The sequence below is a fragment of the Bhargavaea ullalensis genome, assembly GCF_042432615.1.
Taxonomy (GTDB): domain Bacteria; phylum Bacillota; class Bacilli; order Bacillales_A; family Planococcaceae; genus Bhargavaea; species Bhargavaea ullalensis.
In genome coordinates this window covers 292,185-314,838 of the sequence record NZ_JBHLWY010000043.1, presented here as the reverse complement: position 1 = coordinate 314,838, position 22,654 = coordinate 292,185, and the positions used below count along the sequence as shown (strand labels likewise).

Below are 22,654 nucleotides of genomic sequence, written 5' to 3'. Positions count from 1 at the left end.
CCGGAAGGAGGCCTTGCGGATGTTTGAGATTGGAGATGTCGTCGTCTATGCGAAACATGGACTCTGCAAGATCACGGACATTTGCGAGAAAGACTTATTTGGCCAGACACGGACGTATTACCTGCTGCACCCGCTCGATGAACCGTCGCTGAAGATCAGCACGCCCGCGGACGGGAAAAAACAGAAGATCACGAAGGTGATGAGCCGGAAGGAAGCCGAGGAACTGATGGCACTGTTCGGCCAGCCGGGAATCGAATGGATCCAGGACACGAGACAGCGTGGCCGGGCCTATGACATCCTTGTGCGGACGGGCAGCCGCAAAGAGATCGCACAAGTTGCGAACGCCCTCATCACCCAGCAGCTGACAACCGACCAGAAAATGTATGACCAAGACCGCAAAACCCTCGCCACGATCCAGAATCTGCTGTTCCACGAGATCGCCTTGGCGCTCGACATGACGGCAGAGGAAGTCGGCGATCGGATCAATGACCAGATTCTGGCGGGACAAGGGGTTTAAATGAGTGAAGAAGAGGATGGCGATGGCCATCCTCTTTTCCTTTTTTCCGGCATCACGGGGTGCTGCTTTTCAACTATCGACTTTCACCCCCCTCCCGCACGACACCCCGCCTTTCGTCCTGTAAACTGATGATAGAAAGATTCAATTACTTGCAGGGAAAGGAAGACGTGCCGTGCGCAGTTTGGCAAACTTTGTGATCCGCTTTCCAAAGTGGATCATTGCTCTTTGGATTCTCCTCGCGGGATTCATGGCGTTCCAGGCCGTGAAGCTGCCCGGTGTCCTTGAAGGCGACGGGTTCCGGATGGACGGCGAGCATGAACAGGTGATGGAACGGGTGGCCGATGAGTTCGGCATGCCGGCGGAGACGCTGTTCCTCGTTTTTGACGGACTGTCCGACGAGTCGGTCGGGCAGGAGCTGGACCGGGTGGAAACGCTCGGCATCACCGAGAACATCGTCTCCCCGCTTGATGATGATGCGCTCCATTCGGATGAACTGTCTTATGCGATGCTCCAGTTTGACGATGAAGCGGATATGCCGGCCGCGGTGGCCGACATCCGCGATGCGGTGAAGGAAAGCGGCACGACGCTCACAGGCGGATCCGCGATCACAGAAGACATCAACAAGGCAAGCCAGCGTGACTTGATCAAGGCGGAGGCGATCGGGCTGCCGATTGCGCTTATCGTCCTCCTGCTCGCATTCGGTTCGGTCGTCGCGGCGCTCGTGCCGTTCTTTGTCGCGATTGCGACCGTGCTGACGACGTTCGGCATCCTGACGATCCTCGGCGGCTCGGTGGACCTGTCGATCTTCATCATGAACATCGTCCCGATGCTCGGGCTCGCCCTCTCCATCGACTTCTCGCTCCTCTTTATCAACCGGTACCGCGAAGAGCGGAGAAAACAGCCGGTCGAGGATGCAGTCCGGACGACCATCCTGACCGCCGGGCGATCGGTGCTGTTCTCGGCGTTCTGCGTGTTCATCGGACTCGGCGCCATGTTCATCATCCGGATCGAAATCTTCCAGAACATCGGGCTTGGCGGCATGATCCTCGTCGCGCTCGCCGTCCTGACTTCGCTCACGCTGCTGCCGTCGGTTCTCCTCGTGCTCGGTGACCGGCTGAACAAGTGGACTGTCATCAAAGTGAAGGAAAACGGGGCGACCGGCTGGCGGAAGTTCGCCGAACGGGTCATCCGTCGGCCGGTGCTTGTGACGATCGGCGCCGTCCTCGTGCTCGGCATCTTCGTGATCCCGGTGAAGGACATGGAACTCACCATCCCGGAAATGGATTCATTGCCGAAAACGAACGATTCCCGGCTGGCCTTCGAGAAGATCGAGGACGAGTTCGGCCTCAACAACTCCAACGCCTATCTCATCGCAGAACGCGACGGCGGCTGGGATGGCGAAAACGGCATCCGGGAGATTGAAAAAATCCAGGACGCCCTGCTGGACGATCCGCGGACGGATGGCGTCACAACGATCTTCACGGAAGGCGACATCGGCGGTGCCGACGAATGGATGCTGGCCGCGCAGTCCCCGCAGGCCGCGGGAGCGCTCGAGCCGCTCCTGGACGCCTTCACGGACGGCGATTCCCTTCTCATCCCGGTGTCGCTCAAGCCAGACGGCGCCACCGCAGAAGCCCAGGACTGGGCACGCAACTGGGCGGAAAAAGACACGGGATGGAACCTGTCCGTCGGCGGCTATCCGAAGTTCAACCAGGAGATTTTCGATGAAATCTGGGACAAGATCGGCTGGGTGCTCGCCCTGATCGTCGTCTCGACGTTCATCATCCTCATGATCGCCTTCCGCTCCGTGCTCATCCCGCTGAAGGCGATCCTCATGAACATCATCGGGTTGTCGGCTGCATTCGGCGCGCTCGTCTACATCTTCCAGTGGGGCCACTTCGGGCTTGAAGCGGGCACGATCGCGCTCATCATCCCGGTGCTCGTCTTCAGCCTCGTGTTCGGACTCAGCATGGACTACGAAGTGTTCCTCATCTCGCGCATCCAGGAGGAATACACGAAGGACTTCGACAACGACCGCGCCACCGTAGAAGGGCTTGCCGCAACGAGCAAGATCATCACCTCCGCGGCGCTCATCATGATCGTCCTGACCGGCGCATTCGCCTTCACCGACGTCATGCCGGTCAAGCAGATCGGCGTCGGCATCGCAATCGCTGTCGCCATCGACGCCACGATCATCCGCCTCCTCCTCGTCCCGAGCCTCATGAAGCTGTTCGGGAAATGGAACTGGTGGCTGCCGTTCAGGAAAGGGCCGTATCGAGGCGGAAATTGGCACTGAGAAGAAAATGACATGAAGAAGATTCAGACACACAAACAGCCTCCGAACCAGCACTGGTTTTGGAGGCTGTTTTGAACGGCATAAGATGATTCGCACCTCGTTGGAGTTTTCTGAAAATATGGTAAAATAATTGTGGAGGTGGTGGTGTGAAGGGGGATTTCAAAATCCGGTACCGAGACCTGGATACCAAAGACAAGTTTATTCGTTCTATTTGGGGCGGTGCTTTCTCCCTTGCGTTTTTGTACTGGGTTATCTCAGTTGCAACAGGGGTGGAAGGCAATCGTGATTTCGACAATGTCTATATTAAAGTGTGGTTGCCGCTTGTAGCTACTTTTATTGTGGTTGGTGATGTGGTCTATATGTACACCAAATGGAAAAAGGAAGAGAAGTCTAAACAATAGGCCCCCAGAGTTTGGGGCGTCTAGCCTTTTCTCCTTCTGAAAAGTGTTAACAAATCTATTTAATCAAAACACGAGGACACTTCCCGCGCCCTCGTTTCGTCGTAACAGGAGGTTGAATAAATGGAAAAGGGGGATGCTTCCCTTCTCTCTAATCGCTCTTTTCTTTTTCTTTGGACGGGTCAAAGCATTTCGATGTTCGGTCTTGCTGTTTATACGACCTGCCTGCCCTTCCTGGTCTTCCATGCCGGCGTAGGAGCAGTGGAACTTAGTTTGGCGCAATCCATTTTCATCATTCCTCAACTTGTTTTTCTCCTGGCCAGCGGCGTATTCGTTGATCGATGGCCCAAGAAAAGGATCATGATGATCGCGGACTTGATCAGAAGCTTGCTGGTATTCAGCGTCGCCATCCTGCTGGTCGTTGAGGAACTCCGGTTAATCCATGTTTACTTACTGACAGGCATCATCGGTTTGATCGGCACATTTTATAGACCTGCAGTGAGAGGCATCACTCCGTTGATTGTTGAGAAGACCCAGCTCATTTCGGCCAATTCATTAAGATCGATTTCCCAGCAAGTAAATGAAATGATTGGTCCTGCAATAGGTGGGTTTTTGGCCGCAAGCATCGGTTTGTATGTGGCTTATGCGATCAACGCGGTGACATTCCTTCTGTCCGCATTGTTGGTTACTCTCGTGGCGGTTCGGACCGTTGTCCCCGATGAGGAGGAAAACGGCCGCAGCGATAATTTTCTTGATGACTTTATGGAAGGATGGAGAACCGTCAGGAAGAGGGGGTGGCTCGGGGCTAGCATTTTGATCGGTTCCGTATCGAATGTCGGAATCGCGGCATTCGATGTGATCATCCTGCCGGTATATGCAGCATCCGCTTTCGAAGGTGTCCGGACATATGGACTATTTCTAAGTTCGATGGCCATCGGAGCCTTGGTCTGTGCAGTCGTGATCGGAAAGATCAACAAACTATCAAACAGAGGGCTGCTTTACTACTTGTTTATCGGGCTATCCGGCGTATTTGTCCTGTGCCTGTCATTAAAGCCCGCTCTTTGGCTGACCCTCCTGCTACTCAGTGGAATCGGTTTCTGTCTCACAGCGTTTATCATCATTTGGGATAGCGTCACCCAGGAATTGATCGATGAGAAGCTGCTTGGCCGCGTCGTCAGTTTTGAAATGTTCGGCGGCCTTGCGCTTCTGCCCCTCAGCTATGCTCTATTCGGCTTCCTGCTCGAGAAGATGGGGGTCTCCTGGTCCATGAGCCTTGCCGGCCTTGTCATTTTCGCCGCCTCCCTTCTCGGGTTGTCGAATAGGAGAGTGAGGGAACTTAACTGAGTTTTTGCCCGGCGGCACTGAATCTCATTCTTCTCTTCTGCGCTTGTTTTTTGCTCATTCCCAAGGCCATATAAACTCCCCACCGGGTCCGATGAATGTGATACTTTTTCGGCTATACTTTCTTTGGAAGGCTCATTTACGGAACTTTCATTATTAGCTACTAAGAAAGATACTCCCGCAACGATGATTGCCAACATAACCAACCAAAACACGCTACTTTTCCTCAATAAAAACACCTCTCCCTCGACTCCCTTTTCCTGATTAGTTAAAGCACCATACAATAGTTAAAATGGAGGCGAGAGATCTATGAAGAACTTAATGTTTATTTTCGCATTAGTTTATCTAACAGTAATGATAAAGGGTAAAGTGGCATTACGAGGATATTACGAAAAGAATATTGAAACGCGGCTGCTCCCATTTCGGAGCAGCCGCCTGTTCCTATCAGAAGAAACCGATCATTTTTGGCAATACAAACATCCCGACCGCCATTCCGGATGCAAACAGCAACAACAGCCGGTTGCGCTTTTTCGTCTCCCTCATGGAATCCTCCCCTTTATCCCCTTTTACCTTTCTCCCGCCCCGGATAAACACGTTAGAAATCCACTTCCTGCTTCGCCTCGGCAGGCTCCCTCCGACTTTTGGTCAGTGCCAGCATCAGGATCATGCCGATGAGGCAGCCCGTCCCGAGCCATTGGAAGAAGCCGAATGGTTCCCCGAGCCAGAACACCGTCGTGAGCACGGCGGCAAGCGGCTCCAGGCTGCCGAGGAGACTCGTTTCTTTCGGTGCCAGGCTCTGGAGGCTTTCGATGTAAAACCAGAAGGCCAGCATCGTCCCGAAGAGGATAACGAAGATCAGGTAGCCATATGCTTCAGGCGGCAGCCCTTCCAGATCTACTTTCCACGGCGGATGAATGAAGCTCAGCGCCGCCCCGCCGATCGTCATCGCCCAGCCGACGATAACGAGGGAATCAAACCGGGCCAGAAGCGGGACGGCATAAAGTGTATAAAACGCGAGCGCTACGCCCGACAGGATGCCCCAGATGACAGCCGGCATCGGGACGGACAGCCCGGCGAGCGAACCGTTCGTCAGCAGGAGGAAACAGCCGCCGAGTGCCAAGATGACCGTCCCGATGTCCCGGCCGCTCAGAACCGCCTGTTTCCGCAAAACGGTATAGACGATGATCATAACCGGCGCCAAGTATTGCAGGAGCGTCGCGACCGCCGCATTGCCGTGGTCGATGGACGCCATGTATGTATACTGGACCGCCAGCATGCCGAGCAGACCGAACAGGACGAGGCGGAAAGCGGTCGTCTTGTTCCGCCAGACGTCCAGGATTTGCGCACGATCCTTCCAGAGGAACTGGACGGCGAGCAGAAGGATGCCGGCGATGAGCAGCCGGGTCGACACGAGCCAGTTCACCCCGATGCCGTATTGCTGGAACAGTTTCTGGGAAACGGTCCCGCCGACGCCCCAGAAGATGGCCCCCGACATGACGAGCAACAGGCCCGCCGTTCTGTTTTTTGGTTTCATAGGCATTTCCCCGTCTGATTTATCTGTTACTATTATATTAACGGAAAGAATGGTTGTCCGGAAGACATGGATGCCCGCCGGACGCTGAAAATATGATGGATTTGGCAGGTGCAATGATGAATCAACCGTTTGTCTACAAAACATTTACAGGAAAAGTGAAGACGATGGGCGACCCGGACGCCAAGCGCCCGATGGACAGGAAATGGGAAAGCGCGATTTTCAAGACGGAGAAGGAACTTCCGCTTACACTCACCAAAACCGGATTGTCCGGTGACCAGGTGGCCGACACGAAAAACCACGGCGGGCCGGAAAAGGCACTGTTCTGCTACCCGCTCCGGCATTACGACCACTGGAAAGAAGACCTGGAGCTCGACTCCATCGGCGCAGGTGCCATGGGCGAAAACCTGTCCGTCACCGACATGGACGAAACCACCGTCTGCATCGGTGACACCTACCGGCTCGGCAATGCGCTGATTCAGGTTTCCCAGCCGAGAAGGCCTTGCTGGAAGCCGGCGAGACGGTTCCGAGTCCTCGACTTCTCGCTGAGGATCCAGAATACCGGACTGACCGGCTGGTACTTCCGCGTGTTGGAGGAAGGCTCCATCCAATCGGGCCTCCATCTGGAACTGATCGAACGCCCGTATCCCCGGTGGACGATTGCCGAATGCAATGACGTCATGTACCGGGACAAAGAAGACCGGGAACGCACCGCCGCTCTCGCCTCCTGCGACCTCCTCGCCGCAAACTGGAAACACACACTGGTGAAACGCCTCCAAGGGCATGAATCCTCGGTAGAAAAGCGGGTGTATGGGCCGAATCAGGAGTGAGGTGGTTACAGTATGCCGCTAGAAAAAAGCGTAATAAAAAGATCTATTAATTTTTTGTTTCTATCCATTACAATCTCAGTCGTGATGATGGTGATCACTTATGTAATTAACCCAAACATTAACGAAGTAACTGCCGGAATCGGAAGTGGGGTATCCAAGCAAATAAGCGAATCGTCTGGAATGGGGAAAGTCTGGGCCTTTATTTTCAATAACGGTTTTATCGTGCCGCTGCAAATGTTTGTGTTGGCTTTGATACCAATACCTTTTCTATTTCTCTTGAATTTAATCTCAACAGTTGCTCTTCCCGGTATCCTATTTGGCGTTGCGCTGCATATCGAAGAGGGTTATGGACTCATTTTCGCTACGCTTCCTCATTACCTATTTGAGGTTTTTGCTTATTGTTTATTCGCTGCAGTGTTGTACAGTTTAAACCAGAATATGCGGATGCAAATCAAAACTATATTTAAGAGAGAGAAGACGGAAGTGCCTCTGTTCGAAAGTATATTAGACACGGCAAAATCTTTCGTTGTTCTTGTTTTACCGCTCATTATTGTGGCGGCATTCCTGGAAACATATATTGCTGATCTAATATTTGATTTGTTTTAACGAGCGTTTTTAACCAATAGGAAAATCGAAGGAGGATCCAGATGATCAACGAAACAGACCTGAAACATCTGCGTCGATGCGTGGAGCTGGCAGCAGAAGCTTTGGAGAAAGGCGATGAGCCGTTCGGTTCCATTCTCGTTTCAGCCGACGGCGAGGTGCTCATGGAGGACCACAATCATGTGGCGGGCGGGGATCACACGCAGCATCCCGAATTTGCCCTGGCGCGCTGGGCGGCCGGGAATCTGACACCGGAGGAAAGAAAAGCGGCGACGGTCTATACGTCCGGAGAGCATTGCCCGATGTGCGCGGCCGCCCACGGCTGGGTCGGCCTCGGGCGGATCGTCTACGCCAGTTCGTCGGAACAGCTGTCGCAGTGGCTCGGTGAAATGGGAATGGATCCGTCGCAGTCCCGCGTTCGCAGCCTTCCGATCCTGGAAGTGATCCGCGACACCGAGGTGGACGGTCCTGTTCCGGAGATTGCTGAAGAAGTGCGCGAGCTGCACCGCCGGCTTCACACGGGGAACTGAAATTAGTAAAAGACTTCGCATGCCGGACTAGAATTGTCCCACGCGAAGTCTTTTTATTGGGCCATCGCCGGAATCAACAGCGTCGTGTCTTCCCCGTCGAGCGTGCAGCGGAAGGCATAGACCGGCTGGTAGTAGCCTTTGGAGTCGAGTGAATAAGTCAGTTTGACGTCGTGGACCTGGAGCGTGCCGATCTTTTGGTTCCCCGGAAGCGTCAGGAACTTCCCCTTCAGAAGCTCTTGATAAGCGGAGTGTTCACTTTTCAGCCCGACCTCCTTCACCTTCCTATAGGTGATGAGTCGGTTGTCGAGTTCCTTCACCGTGCCGTCATTGTAATACACGGCGGCCAGCGTGCCATCCGTCATCCGGTCTCCGCGTTCCTGCTGATTCACTGCCCATTCGTACGTTCCCGGACCGGTCTGCCGAAATTCGGCGTCCCGGGGAATCTCGACTCCGAACTGTGACAGGCTCTCCCTTACTGTTTCTTCATCCGTATCCATCGGCTCCATGCCGTCATCCAGCTGCGAAAAGTCCGTCAGGCTGAAGTTGCCGTCGCGAAACCGGACCGACAGCTGGTAGGCCGGCTCCCCCTGCACCCTATACAGGCCTTCCTCGGGGTAGGAAAGGTCTTCGATTTCGGCCGGATTTTTGCCAAGACGCTTGAAAAAGTCACGGGCGAACTCATCGGCCGTTTTCTTTGTAAGGACGGGTGCACTGTAGACCGGGGCTGTCCCGCCGGTTTTATTCATATCAACGTCCGCCGAGACCGCGGCCTGTTTCAAATCCGCCCGGTGCGCGGGGACGATGGACAGATTCCCAAGTTCCTTCATTTCATAATAGCCGAACAGGCCGGCGGACAGAACCACCACGGTCAGCAGCGGCGAAAAGAAAATCAGCGCCCGCTTGACTCCTTTTTCCTTCAGACGGATGAAGCCCATCGTGAGACCGTAGCCGATGATCGCGCCGAGGAGATTATTGAACAGGTCGTCGGCCACAAAGTTGCCGTAGCCGGTGATCAGCTGGATGGTCTCGATCGACAGCGTGAGCAAGGCCGCCAGCCCGATCGTCCACGCCGCTTTTCTGAACCGCGGATGAAGCAGCGGCAGCAGGGCGCCGAACGGGACGAGCATGAGGATGTTCAGGTAAATGAATTGCCAGTGCCGGACGCTGAAGAGATGCCACGCCTCACGGTAAGTCGAGAACAGAGACAAGTCGACGCCGGCTTGATAGCCCGGCCCCCTGTTGAATAGGGTGACGCCCGCCACCATGATCAGGTAGCCGGTGAATGCGGCGAGCACGAACAGCCGTCCCAGTGACAGGGGGCTCCATCCTTTAAGAAACGTCTTGCGGCCGATCAAGTAAAGCAGCGCAAAGAGGACGGCGATTGCTGAGACCGCAAACAGCGCCAAGTAAAAATTATCTCTCACCAATCCGAGGATTTCTTGTAGACGCATTTCTTTTCCCCCCGACCCAAAAGCAGCCGCCCCTCCTTCCCGGGGCGGCTGTGCCAGTTATTGATCCACCTTGTAGAACACCCAGAACGAAAGCAGGACACCGATGATGACGAGAATGAAGATTGTCATGAAGACGAGCAGGAATTTCTTGCCGTCCATCAGTTCTTTGAGCCTCCATGCGGACGGAAGCCTTCGTCCAGCAGATAGACATGCGCTTCCTTGGCCGAGCCGAAGCCCTCTTCCAAGTTGTCGCCGTAATACAGATTGAAGTAGCCGTTTTCCTCTTTCAGGTGAAGCACGGTGCCTTCACGGTTTTTCCATTGTTCATTCACCGGCTCGCCTGCCGGGTCGGTCGAGAGGTAAGCGATCGCATCGGCAATCACCTGCTCAAGTTCTTCGGCGGAGAAATCGCGGATGTTAATGAAGCCTTTTTTGTCGGCTTCGTACTCCGGCAGCTTGCCGACGTACACGAAGCCGTTGCCGTTTTCGTGGAGGTGTCGGACAACGATCTTCTTCTCATGGAGCGACTCGTCGAAGTGGTAGTTCACACGGCCCATCGACACTTCCTTGCGGGTGAGCTCCGGAAACTTTCCAATGATGGCCTCTTTTTCTGCAAAACTGAGCATGCGTGCACCTTCCTTTTCCTGTTCTGATTGCATGTGCGGGAACGTGATCTTTATCGGGAGAAACGTTATCTTTATCCGGTGGAGCGTTATCTTTATTGGGCAAAGCGTTATCATTATCCGCCCAAGCGTTGCTTTTATCCGCTCGAACGCGGCTCCCTGATAGAGCGTTATCTTTACTGAGAGAAACGTTATCTATATCCGGTGGAGCGTTATCTTTATCAGGCAAAGCGTTATCTTTATCCTCGGTTTTCCGCGAGTGAGACGCTATCAGGTCCGAGTGTGTCGCTAAGGCTCCTGAGTGAGACGCAATGCCGCGCGAGTGAGACGCCACGGCTCCCGAGTGAGACGCAATCCTTATTCGGCCTCACTCTTCAATCTCCAGTCCGAACGTTCTCGCGAATCCGACGGCCTGGTCGCGGGTCACGCGGCAGCCGGCAAGGAGCTGGGGGCTGACGGTGAGGTTGGCGTATTCGGCCCGGGTAAGGTCGATGCCGGCAAGGTCGGTGTCGAGGAAGCTGGCGTCGTCGAGCTGGTTCTTTCCGAATTCCACGCCTTTGAGTTCGCAGCCGACGAAATCGGCGGAGGCGAGTTCGTTGTCGTCGAACCTCACGCGCTCGATCTTGGAGAAATTAAAGCTGGCGTACCGGCCGGCGCAGTGTTCGAATCGGACGTCGCGCAGCGACGATTCGCTGAAGACGGCGCCGGTGAGCTTCACCCGCCGGAACACGCAACGGTGCAGCGAGGAGCGCGAGAAGTCGGCGTTGGACAGGTCGCAGCCGTCGAACACGGAGTCGAGCACTTCCGAGCCGGGCGCTTCGAATCCGCGGAAGTCGACTTTCCTGAATTCGGCGCCGTCGAGGCGGACCCTGCCGCCGTCCGAGAAGGCCGTTCCGCCTTCGATGCACACCGAATGGACGGTCCCTTCATCTAAATCGAACGCTTCTTCCCAGTCCGCACCGGGCAGCGCCTTCCCGATTTTCGGCTGCTGGATCTTCATCATTTTCCCCGTCATCTCGTCCACCACTCGGCGAGGAAGACGAACAGGAGGACGACGCAGATCGCCATGACGTAAAACCACCCCGGGATGCTGTCCATTCCGAAGATCATCGGCTCTCCCCCTCTTCCGTTCAAAAGTTTTTTCGTCCTTCCAGTATACCTTGTCCCCCGCCCGACCGCATCCCCCGCGTTTACTCCCCTCCCCGAACGGCAATCCATAGAGGAGACACCCAAAGGAGGAATCCGAATGAGAGCCGTTACGTTCCAGGGCACGAAAGACATCCAGGTGAAAAATGTTCCTGCGCCGAAGATCGAGAAAGACGATGACATCATCATCCGCGTCACTTCGACCGCCATCTGCGGATCCGACCTGCACATTTACCTCGGGTCCATCCCGACCCGCCACGGCTATGTGATCGGCCATGAGCCGATGGGCATTGTCGTCGAGACCGGGAAGGCCGTGACGAAGGTGAAAAAGGGCGACCGGGTCGTCATCCCGTTCAACGTGGCGTGCGGCGACTGCTGGTACTGTACGCATGACATGGAAAGCCAGTGTGAGCATCCTGATTCCAACCCGACGCCGCACACCGATTTCGGCGGCTATTTCGGCTACACGGAAATGTTCGGCAACCATCCGGGCGGCCAGGCCGAATACTTGCGCGTACCGTTCGGGAACTTCCTGCCGTTCGTGATCCCGGAATCAGCGGAAGTGCCGGATGAGGCGGTGCTGTTCATGTCGGACGTGCTGCCGACCGCCTACTGGAGCGTGCTCCACTCCGGTGTGAAGAAAGGTGACAGCGTCGTCGTGCTCGGCAGCGGTCCGATCGGGCTCATGACCCAGAAGTTCGCGTGGATGATGGGCGCCGAGCGGGTGATCGCGGTCGACAGCGTGCCGTACCGGCTGGAGAAGGCGCGCCGGATGAACCGCGTCGAGACGGTCCCGTTCAAAGATGCCCGGGAAACGGGCGATTATCTGCACCACCTGACAAACGGCGGCGCGGACGTCGTCATCGACTGCGTCGGGATGGACGGGGACAAGACGCCGGTGGAGAAAGCCGAACAGAAACTGAAGCTGCAGGGCGGGTCCCTCGGTGCCATCCGGACCGCCCACCGCGCCGTCCGCCGGTTCGGCACCGTCCAGCTCACCGGCGTGTACGGCCTCTGGTACAACGCATTCCCGCTCGGCCGGTTCTTCGAGCGCAATGTAACGATCAAAACAGGCCAGGCGCCGGTCCCCCACCTCATGCCCGACCTGTTCAAGATGATCACCGAACACAAAATCGACCCGACCGAGATCATCTCCCACATCGTCCCGCTTGAAGAGGCGCCGATCGCCTACAAAACGTTCTACGAGCACGGGGACGAATGCACGAAAGTGATCCTGAAACCGTGACCTCCGGAAATCAAACCTGAAAACAGCAGGCGGGAAACGTCCGTTTCCCGGCCTGCTTTTTCGCGCCCGCGCGTCTCCGCCCGGCCGCGCGGACATGGCTTGTCTTATCCTTCTGAATCTTTTTCGCCCACTGCCGGAATCTCTTTCCAGGTGATATAATAGGAGGATCATAGAGGGCGGCCCGCACAGAGAGAACGGGCGGCCAAATCACGGAGAGAGGCTGGTTGAGGTGTTGAAGAGAAAGTTGAAGTGGCTGAATGTGCCACTTTGGGCGCTGCTCGTCGGGGTGGCGACGGCGGCCCTGCTCGTGCTGAGCGTGGCGATTCCGGCGCTGACCGGGAAGAAGGAGCCGAGCGGCCAGGCGAAGGCGGTGGTGACGGAACAGAAGGGTGTGCTTCCCGGCCTGGATCTGAAGACGACGGTCGAGGATGCGGATACATATACGTCCGCCGTGAGTGTGCTGTCGTCGGACAGCGAGGCGGTCAACGCGCCGATTCGGGAGTGGATCGATGCCCAGACGAGCGCGTTCAAGAAAGAGCTTCAGGACAATGAAGCGGCGCTCAAAGAAGGGCTGCGAGGCCATTTGAATATCGGGCTGGATACGAAGCAGGCGGGCGAGTCGCTCTACAGCCTCGTGTTCACATCATACCGGTCCGCCGGCGGGGCGAACGGCCAGACGAATGTGATGCCGTTCACCGTCGATATGCAGGAGAAGCGGCCGGTGTCGCTCGGTGAGCTGTTTGACCTGGAGGGCGGTGTGGACGCCGCGGAGCTCGGGCGGCTCGTGAAAGAAGCGATCGCCGCCAGGGACGGGCTCATGGAGTATGTGTTTGATGATGAGTTGGATGCGGCGCTCGCCGACCCGGCTTCCTGGAAATGGTCGATCGGCGACGGGGCGTTCACGGTGTATTTCGATGAATATGAAGTGGCTGCCGGAGCTGCGGGTGTCGTCAAGGTCGACCTGCCCTATGACCGGGTGTCCCTGATGATGAAGCCGGATGCCGCCGCCCGCCTCGGTGTCGCGAAGCCGTCGGGTACGATTGACGGCACGGTGCAGGGGGGATCCGAAGCGGCGCCGCTTGATCCGGCGGGCAAGTATGTGGCGCTGACATTTGATGACGGCCCGCATCCGCAGGTCACGCCTCGCATTCTTGAGACGCTTGCCAAGGAAGGCGTGAAGGCGACGTTCTTCATGCTCGGCTCGCAGGCGGAGTTTTATCCGGACACGGCGCGTGCGGTGGCGGAGGCCGGACATGAGATCGGCAACCATTCCGACAGCCATCCGGATCTGACGAAGTACGACATCGACGGCATCCGCCTGCAGATGGTGCAGTCTGCCCGGAAGATCGAGGCGGCGACGGGCGTCCGGCCGGATGTCGAGCGTCCGCCGTACGGAGCGATTAACGATGCGGTCAAGCAGGTTGCGGCCGAGTCGGATTCCCCGATCGTCCTCTGGTCGGTCGACTCGCTCGACTGGAAAAGCCGCAACGCCGCGGCCGTCAACCGGCTTGTCTCCGGCCTGGTTCATCCGGGGGCAATCGTACTGCTGCACGACATCCACGCCTCCACAGCCGATGCCCTGCCTCAGCTGATCGCCGGACTGAAGGCCCAGGGCTATCAGTTCGTCACCGTCAGCCAGCTTCTCGGGCTGACCGCCGACTCGGACATCGGCCCGTATTTCAATCAATAACGGCACGGGGCTGTCCCAAAAGTTGATTCCCTTAGAGAAAGTGCAAAAAGCAAGGACTCTGGCTGCTCTCCGCGGACCGACCGCCAATCCTCCTCCGGCTTACAGCCGTGCGGGGTCTCGGCCGGTCGGCTTTCCCGCAGGAGTCGCCCGCCGTCCTTGCTTTTTGCCGTCTCATAGGGAAGCCCAGCACTTACCGGACAGCCCCGTTTTGCATTCAGTCTTTATCCTTCAACTCTTTGATGAGCGCCTTCATTTCTTTGATTTCCTTTTTCTGCGTTTCAATGATGCCGTCGGCCAGCTTGCGGACGCGCGGATCTTCAATGTGCGCCCGCTCACTCGTCATGATGGCGATCGAGTGATGAGGAATCATGGCCCGCATGTAAGACACCTGTCCGACCGTCGCCTGGCTCCTCACGAGCCACAGGCTACCGGCGATGATGAGGACACTGGCAGCGAGGATGGCGATGTTCGCTTTTTTGTTCTTGTACATATTCAGCATGAACAGCATCATGATGATCGCCATGAAGCCCCCCATCATGATCGCCATATATACCCTTGTCTCGCTGAAAGTCACATGATCGATCGAATACGTATTGAAGTACATAAGGACGTACATGACGACGATCGACGTCAGGATCATGAGCCCGAACCGTAGATATGCCTTCATCTTACCTGCCTCCTTTTTTTGATCAGCTGATAGTTCCTCTATACCCCTCCTACCTATCGGTATACATCCCGTCCGCCATTCTGTTGCTTTTCTTTCCCTTACGCTTTCAGCCTTCGCAGTTCATCCAATGCATGAAACGCCCCGCCGCGTGGTAAAATGGTGGGACGAGGGAGGTGTGCACGTGCGACGATTATTATCACTCATTTTGCTGGCCGTCCTGGTTTTCCTGGCCCGGCCGCTTTGGGAAGGGCCGGTTTCACGCTACGTCGATCTGTCTTTTCTGGACCGGTTCGACGCGGCGATCGCGGACTTCCGAGACAAGCCGGCCGTGAATGAGGCAATCGGCAAAATCGGCGACGGAGCGGAATCGCTCTACGCCAAACTGGAACAAAGCGTAAAAGACGATCGCGCCCGCAGACAGGGGGCGGCCACCGAAACCGTCGACAAACCGAACCTTGAGACGCCGGCCGACGCACCCGTCACTGTGCACAACCTCGCCATCGGAGACCCGCAAGACCGCGTCCGGGCGGAACTCGGCGAACCGGCCCGCTCGACGACAAACGAATACGGCACCGCCTGGGACACTTACCACGACGGCTACCACAACTTCGTCATGGTCTCGGCAGACGCCAAGGGACGCGTGAACGGGCTGTACACGAACCAGGACATGATCGCCTCCCGGGACGGCATCAAGTACGGCTCCCGGAAAGCCGAAGTCCGCGCCGCCTACGGCAAGCCGCTCGACCGGATCATCAAGGGACGCAATGCCTTCCTCATGCAGGACACCGGCGAATACGACGTGTACGAGCTCGGCGGCAGCTATGTGACGTTCTTTTATGATGTGCATCAGAAAGACACTGTCACCGCCGTCCAGCTCATCGACAAAAAACTCGAACTGAACCACAATGCCCTCTACGCATCCGGCGGCGCCTCCCTGAAGGAAGGATTCGAGCGGCAGCTGTTTGACCTGACGAACGCCGCCCGAGTCGCACACGGCGAAAGTGTGCTTGACTGGGACGGCCGGACCGCAGGCACCGCCGTGAAGCACAGCGAAGACATGGCCCAGAACGGCTACTTCGCCCACGAAAACCTGAAGGGCCAATCGCCGTTCGACCGCATGGCGGAAGACGGCATCCAGTTCCGCGGGGCCGGCGAGAACCTCGCCTACGGCCAGCCGAGCGCCATCTTCGCCCATGAAGGCCTCATGAACTCGCTCGGACACCGCAAGAACATCCTGAACCGCGACTACCGCCTCCTCGGCGTCGGCGTCGCATTCAACGAAGACAACCAGCCGTACTACACGGAAAACTTCCTGTTCAGATAAGAAGGTCTATCCACCGCAGCCGCACACAGCCGGCTGCGGTTTTCTTCGGGTTGCGGATGGAGGCCGAACGAAAACGGCACCCGCCAGAAATTTGGCGGGTGCCGCTCAGTTATTCCTTATTGAATGCCGCGCAGGCGATGCGCTTGCCCGAGTTGCCGGCAGGATCGGTTTTGTAGTCGTCCGGCCCTTCGTGGACGACGATCGAGCTGCCGTCTTCATCCAGCAGATAACCCGGCTTGCCTTCCTTGAGCGACACGTGTTCGGAAACCGTTTCGAGGTCGACTTTCCCTTCTTTGTCGACTTCGATGTTCGGCAGGTCCCCGGCATGGAAGCCGTTCGGATTCTCAAAGCCGTGTTCTTTCGAATGCGGATTGAAGTGGCTGCCGGTCGACTCGAAGTCCGGCGGCGTGCAGACGCCGGTTTCATGCACATGGATCGCCTTCACGCCGGGCTCCATCCCCTCTGCGGTGATCCGGATCCCGGTCCCTTTTTCATCTCCGGTCAGGAGCACCGTGCCGATCACTTTCCCGTTTGCGTCCACCAGGTCCGATTCCATCGCGGTCCGGCCGCCTTCCGTCATGACCGGCACCTGCACCTCCTTCCCCATCTTCATCCCGCAGCCCGCGAGCAGCAAGACCGCCGCAGCGGCCATCAACAGTTTTTTCATTTTAACCATCCTCCTTCCTGTGAAGGATGGGGAAAAGACGGCGGATCTATTCAGTGAATTGGACGCGGCGTGCGCGGCGGCAGGCTGGCATCGAGAGGGGGTTGACCATTGGAAGAATCAACCTGTCCGGCTCAAGGCCCGATCCGTACGGTTCAAGCCCCGATGCGTACGGTTCAGCGCCGGATCCGTACGGCTCAAGCCCGAAAGAATCAACCTGTCCGACTCAAGGCGGGACCTGTACGGTTCAAGCCCGGATGCGTACGGTTCAGCGCCGGATCCGTACGGCTCAAGCCCGGAAGAATCAACCTGTCCGGTTCAAGGCCCGATCCGTACGGTTCAAGCCCGGATGCGTACGGTTCAGCACCGGATCCGTACGGCTCAAGCCCGGAAGAATCGACCTGTCCGGCTCAAGGCCCGATCTGTACGGTTCAAGCCCGGATGCGTACGGTTCAGCGCCGGATCCGTACGACTCAAGCCCGGAAGAATCAACCTGTCCGGCTCAAGGCCCGATCCGTACGGTTCAAGGTCGGATGCGTACGGTTCAGCGCCGGATCCGTACGACTCGGCGGATTCAACCCCGTCCGTCCAACCGCGCCCCGCACCATCCATGCATACACAAAAGCACCCGCCGGAATCCCGGACGGGTGCTTTTTCCATTCTTTATTCCTCTTCTACCAGCGGTTTGCGGCGGAATTTGGCGAGGATTTCGTAGACGATCGGCACGATGAGCAAGGTCAGCAAGGTGGAGCTGACGAGACCGCCGATGACGGTGATGCCGAGGCCTTTGGAGATCAGGCCGCCGCCTTCCGCGCCGATTGCGAGCGGCACGAGGGCGAAGATGGTCGCGAGTGCGGTCATGAGGATCGGGCGGAGACGGGTGGCGCCGGCTTCGAGCAGTGCCTGGCGCGTCGGTTCGCCTTCCTTCTCTTTGTGGATGACCCGGTCGATGAGGACGATCGCGTTCGTGACGACGATCCCGATGAGCATGAGCGCTCCGATCATCGCCGAAACGCTGATCGGCTCGCGGGCGATCCAGAGCGCGACCAAGCTGCCGATGATGGCGAATGGCAGCGAGAACAGGATCGCGAACGGAGCGAGTGCGCCGCCGAACGTCACGACGAGGACGAAGTAGACAATCGCGACGGCGGCCGCCATGGCGAGTCCGAGCTGCGAGAACGATTCGTTGATCTGTTCGGTGATGCCGCCGAATTCAACCGTCGAGCCGGACGGGAGATCGAGCTTGTCGATCACGTCTTTCGCATCTGTCGAGACCGCGTTCGTGTCTTTTGCCGTGATGTCGGCCGTGATCGATGTGTACAACTTGCCGTTCCGGTGGGAGACGGTCGTCGGAGCTTTTCCTTCTTCCACGGACGCCAGGTCCTCAAGCGGGACGGCCGTGCCGAGTGCGGTCGGGATTTCGGTTTTCTTCAGATCGTCGAATGTGCCGAATTCCTTCGACTCGGTGGCGATGTACACATCGAGCGTATCGCCGTCTTCCTTGACGGTCGTGATCGCAGCGCCTTTTCCGCTGTCGGAAAGCGCCATGCCGATCTGCGCCGTCGTCAGTCCGAGTCCGGCGAGTTTCTTCTGGTCGGCGACGAACGTGTATTGATCGTACGCTTCGGCGAGATCCGACTCGACGTTTTCAAGGCCGTCCTGTTTTTTCAGCGCCTCCGTCACGTCGTCGGAAGCCGTCTTCAGGTCTTCCTCGTTGTCGGCGTATACATACAATTCAAAGCCGCCGCTCATGTTGGCGAAGTCGACTGTGCCCCATTCGCCTTTATCAGACTGGCCGTTCAGCTTGTCGACGAGCTTTTGAGGCTCATCGGAGAAGTTCTTGAAGTCGGAGTCATATTCGATGAAGAACAGCGCAGAGTTTGCACCGCCGCCCATCATCATGCCCATGCCTCCGCCGGCTTCCTCGATCGAGAACTGGTAGGACGTGACGCCTTTCCGGTCTGCGAGGAACTTCTCGGCGTCGCCGACGATTTGGATCACTTCATCTTTCGGCTGGCCGGGATCCGGCTTGTACGTCGCCATGATGACTTTCTGTTCTTCTTCGGGCAGGAAGGTCGTGCCGATGTGCGGCACCAGGAATAAGCTGGCCACGAGCACAAGGACGGATGCGCCGACTGTGATCCATTTATGGTTGAGCGCCCAGTTGAGCACGCCCTGATACCAGGCGGCCAGGCGGTTCGGCCGCTCGGTTTTCACTGCGGCCTGCGCACGGCCGTCTGCCCCGTAAAGGTTCTTGCGGAACAGCGTATGGGCAAGCATCGGGACGACGGTGACCGCGACGAGCAGCGAAGCGAGCAGCGCGAACACGACGGCGAGCGCAAACGGAACGAACAATTCGCCGACCTGCCCGGACACGAGCGCGAGCGGCAGGAACACCGCAATCGTGACGATCGTGGAGGAGCTGATCGGGATGAACATTTCGCGCGTCGCTTCGAGGATGAGCTTCTTGCCCCTCAGCGGCTCATCCGGCAAGTGCATCCGCCTGTAGATGTTCTCGACGACGACGATCGAGTCGTCGATGACCCGCCCGATCGCGACGGTGAGCGCGCCGAGCGTCATGATGTTGAGCGTGATGTCCATCGAGTGGAGCACGAGCAGCGCCATGAGCAGCGACAGCGGGATCGAGACAACCGAGATGACCGTCGTCTTGAAGCTGCGCAGGAACAGCAGGATGATGATGACGGCGAACAGCGCGCCGTAGAGCGCCTTGCCGAGCATCGTCGAAACTGCTTCTTCGATCGGCTGCCCCTGGTCGAATGTCGACTCGATTTCAACACCGTAGTCTTTTTCGAGTTTTTTGATCTCGTCTTTCACGCCGTTGACGACGTCGACCGTGTTGTCATCCGGACCTTTGACGATCTGGAGGCCGATCGAGTCTTTGCCGTTCGTGCGGGAAATCGATTTGGATTCGTTGACGATGTCGACCGCCGCCACGTCGGACAGGGTGACCGTCGGCAGGCCGGCCGCCGCGATGGCAGCCGCCTGAGCCCCGCCGGCCTGATCTTGAGCAGCCTGGCCTTGACCGGACTGGCCTGGCGCGCCTTGGGCAGCCGCGTCTTGGCCACCCGCTGCCGCACCGGCTGCGCCTTGTGCCGACGGATCCTGTCCGCCGGCAGCCTCTGCGCCTGGCATTCCGGCAGCTCCCTGGCCGTCACCTGCCGGAACCGCAGGAAGTTCAAGGTTTTTCAGGGCGTCCAGCGAAGCGATCGAACCGTCGATCACCACGTTTTTCATCTGGCCGTCAAGCTGATTGAGCCCGAGCGGGAAAGCCAGGTTGGATCCCTGGATGATGCCGGTGACCGTCTCGCGGTCCAGGCCGGCGGCGGCGAGCTTCTCGTCGTCGAACTGGATTTCGACTTCCTTGGCTTTCTGGCCGCTCGCCTGCACGTCCGCGACGCCGCCGACTTTCTCGAGCGCCGGGATGAGATCCTTCTCGACGAGTTCGGTGAGCTGGTCGAGGTCGCGTGATTTGTCGGTCACGCTGAGCGCAATGACCGGGAATGCGTTCAGGCTGATTCTGGAGACGGACGGCTTCTGCGCGTTGTCCGGAAGCGTCATGCCTTCCAGCGCGCTGTCCACTTCAAGCGTCGCCCGGTCCATGTCTTTGTCAAAGCCGAATTCCAGCTGGATCGACGACACGTTCTCCATCGAGGAGGACATGACCGTCTTCACGCCTTCGACATTTTTCAGCCGCTGTTCGACCGGTGTGGTCACCGAGTCGGCGACTTCATTGGGCGCCGCGCCCGGATAAACGGTCACGACCGATACGATCGGGACCGTGATGTCCGGCATCGACTCCTGCTTCATGTTCACCGCGGAAATGACCCCCGCGGCGATCGCCATGATCGTCAGCAGCCAGATGGCGAACTTATTCTGTATCGAAAAGTTAATGATCTTTCTCAAAAAAAGCTCCTCCGTTTCCCTTGTGACTGGCTGGTCAGTTATACTGTACAAGGATAATGCAAATCATCTTCCGCCGCAATTAAAACACTATGATATCGCACCCGGCATGATGACTTTTGCTATACTTGGACTACTGACCCGCTGGTCAACCGCAAGAAGGAGAGATCGACGGATGAACGAAACAAAACGAAAAATCATCGAGGCGGCCGCCGCCCTCTTGACGGAGCGCGGCTTCCACGGAACCTCCGTCCAGGACATCGCCGACCTCGCCGGCATTTCAAAAGGCGCCTTTTATCTTCATTTCAAATCCAAGGATGCCCTCCTGATCGAGATTTTCAAATACTATTCTGCAGAGTTCAAAAAAGAACTCGCCCGCGCACACGACCCCCTGCTGAGCCCTGCCGGCAATTACCGGCGGCAGACTGAAATCCAGATTGACCAGTTTCTTCGCAACACCGACTTCATCATGATGTACGTCCGCGAACAGGCTTTCAGCATCAACGAAGAACTCGTCGCCTTCATCCGGTCGCTCCACGCCGAGGTGCTGCGCTGGTACGGCAGTTGCCTGGCCGACATGTACGGAGAAGAAATCCTCCCCTTCGCCGTCGACATCGCCACCATCGTCGAAGGCGTCAAGACCTCTTACATGCAGCTGTTCATCACCAACCCCGGGAACCTGGACCCGGGGTCGCTCGCCGACCTGCTCTTCCGCCTGACCGAGCAGGCCGCCGAAAGCTTCCTCTCCGGCCGGCAGCCAGCCCTGCTTGACGGCGGCAACGTCCGCGGCCTGTTTTCCGAACTGTTCCCGGACCATGATGGCCGCACAAAGGCCATCCGGGCGGAAATCGAGGCGATGCGGACACTTGCGGACACGCTGCCCCTGTCCGCATCGGCGGCCGCCTACCTCGGCTCGACCGTCGACTTCATCGACGCGCAGGCCGGTGCAGGCGAGGACATTGACCGGACCGCTGTCCAGGGCGCCCTCGCCGCCTTCTCCCCCTACCCGGAATTCCAGGATTCCGCCGGGCGTCTCGCCGGACTGCTCGGGCTTTAAACAGGCCGTGCGGATCAAATCCGTGCGGCACTGTCTTCAAAAAAGATCCCCGACGGCATCTGGCCGGCAGGGATCTTTTTTTCACTTGATTCATTTCACGAACAGGCGCTGTTCGAGGTCGAGAGGGGCGATGTATTCGCCTTCTTGGTAGACGCGCATGTTGCCGCCGGAGATTTCATCGATGAGGAGGATCTCACCGGTGCGGCTGTCGCGGCCGAATTCAAGTTTGATGTCGTACAGGTCGAGGCCGCGGCGGTCGAGGTCGTCTTTCACAATATGGGAGATTTCCTTCGTCAGCTGTTCAAGTGTATCGTATTCCTGCGCTTCGAGGATGCCGAGCTGGATAAGGGCGTCCCGGCTGATCGGCGGGTCGTTGCGGTTGTCGTCCTTGAGCGTCACTTCCACAAACGCGTCAAGCGGCTGGCCGTCTTCCGCATAGGCGCCGTAGCGGCGGAGAAAGCTGCCGACCGCGCGGAAACGGCAGATCACTTCGAGCCCCTTGCCGAAGACTTCGGCTTTCCGGACCGTCATCGTCGCGCCGTCGATGTCCGCTTCCACGAAGTGGGTCGGCACGCCGGCGTCGGCCAGTTTTCCGAAAAAGTACCGGGTCATGCGGAGTCCGGCTTTGCCGGCACCTTCGATCGTCAGGCCGACCGTGTTGGCGCCCGGGTCGAACACGCCGTCTTCACCGGTCACGTCATCCTTGAACTTCAGCTGCAGGTTTCCGTCTTCCAATTCATAGACATCCTTCGTCTTCCCTTTATACAAAAGCTCCAAGCTTTCCACCTCTTTCGGCTCAATTCACTTTGATTATAACCG

At 57.5% G+C, this 22,654-nt stretch carries 19 protein-coding genes; 11 read left to right on the top strand and 8 right to left on the bottom strand.

The genetic code is table 11. The features are described from left to right. Window positions 1–19: 19 nt before the first annotated feature. From ACFFIY_RS13685 to ACFFIY_RS13670, 4 genes are all read left to right on the top strand, one after another. Complete coding sequence (locus ACFFIY_RS13685) at window positions 20–517, top strand: CarD family transcriptional regulator (protein ID WP_354194770.1); 498 nt, start codon at window positions 20–22, stop codon at window positions 515–517. A gap of 172 nt (window positions 518–689) precedes the next feature. Continuing rightward, window positions 690–2,813, top strand: a complete 2,124-nt coding sequence (locus ACFFIY_RS13680; protein WP_354194768.1) for an MMPL family transporter — start codon at window positions 690–692, stop codon at window positions 2,811–2,813. Window positions 2,814–2,959: 146 nt separating this feature from the next. After that, window positions 2,960–3,214 (top strand): hypothetical protein, encoded by a 255-nt coding sequence (locus tag ACFFIY_RS13675; RefSeq protein ID WP_354194766.1) that lies wholly within the window; start codon window positions 2,960–2,962, stop codon window positions 3,212–3,214. Between the two features lie 120 nt (window positions 3,215–3,334). Beyond that, window positions 3,335–4,555, top strand: coding sequence for an MFS transporter (locus ACFFIY_RS13670; protein WP_354194764.1), 1,221 nt, complete (start codon window positions 3,335–3,337; stop codon window positions 4,553–4,555). 592 nt (window positions 4,556–5,147) lie between these two features. On the opposite strand, the gene ACFFIY_RS13665 is transcribed toward ACFFIY_RS13670, so the two are convergent. Then, a complete protein-coding gene (locus tag ACFFIY_RS13665; protein WP_354194762.1) occupies window positions 5,148–6,086 on the bottom strand; it encodes an EamA family transporter in 939 nt (312 codons plus the stop codon). 113 nt (window positions 6,087–6,199) lie between these two features. Between ACFFIY_RS13665 and ACFFIY_RS13660 the strand changes: the two genes are divergently transcribed. From ACFFIY_RS13660 to ACFFIY_RS13650, 3 genes are read left to right on the top strand one after another with little or no spacing between them, the layout of a single operon-like run. After that, window positions 6,200–6,913, top strand: coding sequence for an MOSC domain-containing protein (locus ACFFIY_RS13660; protein WP_376837307.1), 714 nt, complete (start codon window positions 6,200–6,202; stop codon window positions 6,911–6,913). Window positions 6,914–6,925: 12 nt separating this feature from the next. Continuing rightward, the gene (locus ACFFIY_RS13655) at window positions 6,926–7,519 is read left to right on the top strand and encodes a stage II sporulation protein M (RefSeq protein ID WP_354194758.1); all 594 of its coding nucleotides are present in this window, start codon (window positions 6,926–6,928) and stop codon (window positions 7,517–7,519) included. Between the two features lie 41 nt (window positions 7,520–7,560). Further along, the gene (locus ACFFIY_RS13650) at window positions 7,561–8,046 is read left to right on the top strand and encodes a nucleoside deaminase (protein WP_354194756.1); all 486 of its coding nucleotides are present in this window, start codon (window positions 7,561–7,563) and stop codon (window positions 8,044–8,046) included. 53 nt (window positions 8,047–8,099) lie between these two features. Here the strand turns inward: ACFFIY_RS13650 and ACFFIY_RS13645 are convergent, their stop codons facing one another. The 3 genes from ACFFIY_RS13645 to ACFFIY_RS13635 form a co-directional block, all read right to left on the bottom strand. Further along, on the bottom strand, window positions 8,100–9,497 hold the full coding sequence (locus tag ACFFIY_RS13645; protein ID WP_354194754.1) for a VanZ family protein: 1,398 nt from the start codon (window positions 9,495–9,497) through the stop codon (window positions 8,100–8,102). Between the two features lie 158 nt (window positions 9,498–9,655). After that, window positions 9,656–10,123 (bottom strand): hypothetical protein, encoded by a 468-nt coding sequence (locus ACFFIY_RS13640; protein WP_354194845.1) that lies wholly within the window; start codon window positions 10,121–10,123, stop codon window positions 9,656–9,658. 364 nt (window positions 10,124–10,487) lie between these two features. Continuing rightward, window positions 10,488–11,120, bottom strand: coding sequence for a pentapeptide repeat-containing protein (locus ACFFIY_RS13635; RefSeq protein WP_354194752.1), 633 nt, complete (start codon window positions 11,118–11,120; stop codon window positions 10,488–10,490). Window positions 11,121–11,366: 246 nt separating this feature from the next. Here ACFFIY_RS13635 and ACFFIY_RS13630 point away from each other — a divergent pair, with 246 nt between their 5' ends. Together ACFFIY_RS13630 and ACFFIY_RS13625 are read left to right on the top strand one after the other, a co-directional pair. Next, window positions 11,367–12,512 carry a zinc-dependent alcohol dehydrogenase gene (locus ACFFIY_RS13630; RefSeq protein WP_354194750.1) on the top strand — a complete coding sequence of 382 codons (1,146 nt, stop codon included), beginning with the start codon at window positions 11,367–11,369 and terminating at the stop codon, window positions 12,510–12,512. Window positions 12,513–12,744: 232 nt separating this feature from the next. After that, on the top strand, window positions 12,745–14,202 hold the full coding sequence (locus tag ACFFIY_RS13625; RefSeq protein ID WP_354194748.1) for a polysaccharide deacetylase family protein: 1,458 nt from the start codon (window positions 12,745–12,747) through the stop codon (window positions 14,200–14,202). Between the two features lie 214 nt (window positions 14,203–14,416). On the opposite strand, the gene ACFFIY_RS13620 is transcribed toward ACFFIY_RS13625, so the two are convergent. Further along, window positions 14,417–14,869 carry a DUF305 domain-containing protein gene (locus ACFFIY_RS13620; protein ID WP_354194746.1) on the bottom strand — a complete coding sequence of 151 codons (453 nt, stop codon included), beginning with the start codon at window positions 14,867–14,869 and terminating at the stop codon, window positions 14,417–14,419. A gap of 181 nt (window positions 14,870–15,050) precedes the next feature. On the opposite strand from ACFFIY_RS13620, the gene ACFFIY_RS13615 reads away from it, so the two are divergent. Beyond that, window positions 15,051–16,193 carry a CAP domain-containing protein gene (locus tag ACFFIY_RS13615; RefSeq protein WP_354194744.1) on the top strand — a complete coding sequence of 381 codons (1,143 nt, stop codon included), beginning with the start codon at window positions 15,051–15,053 and terminating at the stop codon, window positions 16,191–16,193. A gap of 109 nt (window positions 16,194–16,302) precedes the next feature. Here the strand turns inward: ACFFIY_RS13615 and ACFFIY_RS13610 are convergent, their stop codons facing one another. After that, window positions 16,303–16,860: a superoxide dismutase family protein gene (locus ACFFIY_RS13610; protein ID WP_354194742.1), complete on the bottom strand. Its 558-nt coding sequence runs from the start codon at window positions 16,858–16,860 to the stop codon at window positions 16,303–16,305. Window positions 16,861–17,520: 660 nt separating this feature from the next. Then, window positions 17,521–20,781 carry an efflux RND transporter permease subunit gene (locus tag ACFFIY_RS13605; RefSeq protein WP_354194740.1) on the bottom strand — a complete coding sequence of 1,087 codons (3,261 nt, stop codon included), beginning with the start codon at window positions 20,779–20,781 and terminating at the stop codon, window positions 17,521–17,523. A gap of 172 nt (window positions 20,782–20,953) precedes the next feature. Here ACFFIY_RS13605 and ACFFIY_RS13600 point away from each other — a divergent pair, with 172 nt between their 5' ends. Next, complete coding sequence (locus ACFFIY_RS13600; RefSeq protein ID WP_354194738.1) at window positions 20,954–21,835, top strand: TetR/AcrR family transcriptional regulator; 882 nt, start codon at window positions 20,954–20,956, stop codon at window positions 21,833–21,835. 90 nt (window positions 21,836–21,925) lie between these two features. On the opposite strand, the gene ACFFIY_RS13595 is transcribed toward ACFFIY_RS13600, so the two are convergent. Continuing rightward, a complete protein-coding gene (locus ACFFIY_RS13595) occupies window positions 21,926–22,612 on the bottom strand; it encodes a phosphoribosylaminoimidazolesuccinocarboxamide synthase (protein ID WP_354194736.1) in 687 nt (228 codons plus the stop codon). Window positions 22,613–22,654 lie beyond the last annotated feature (42 nt).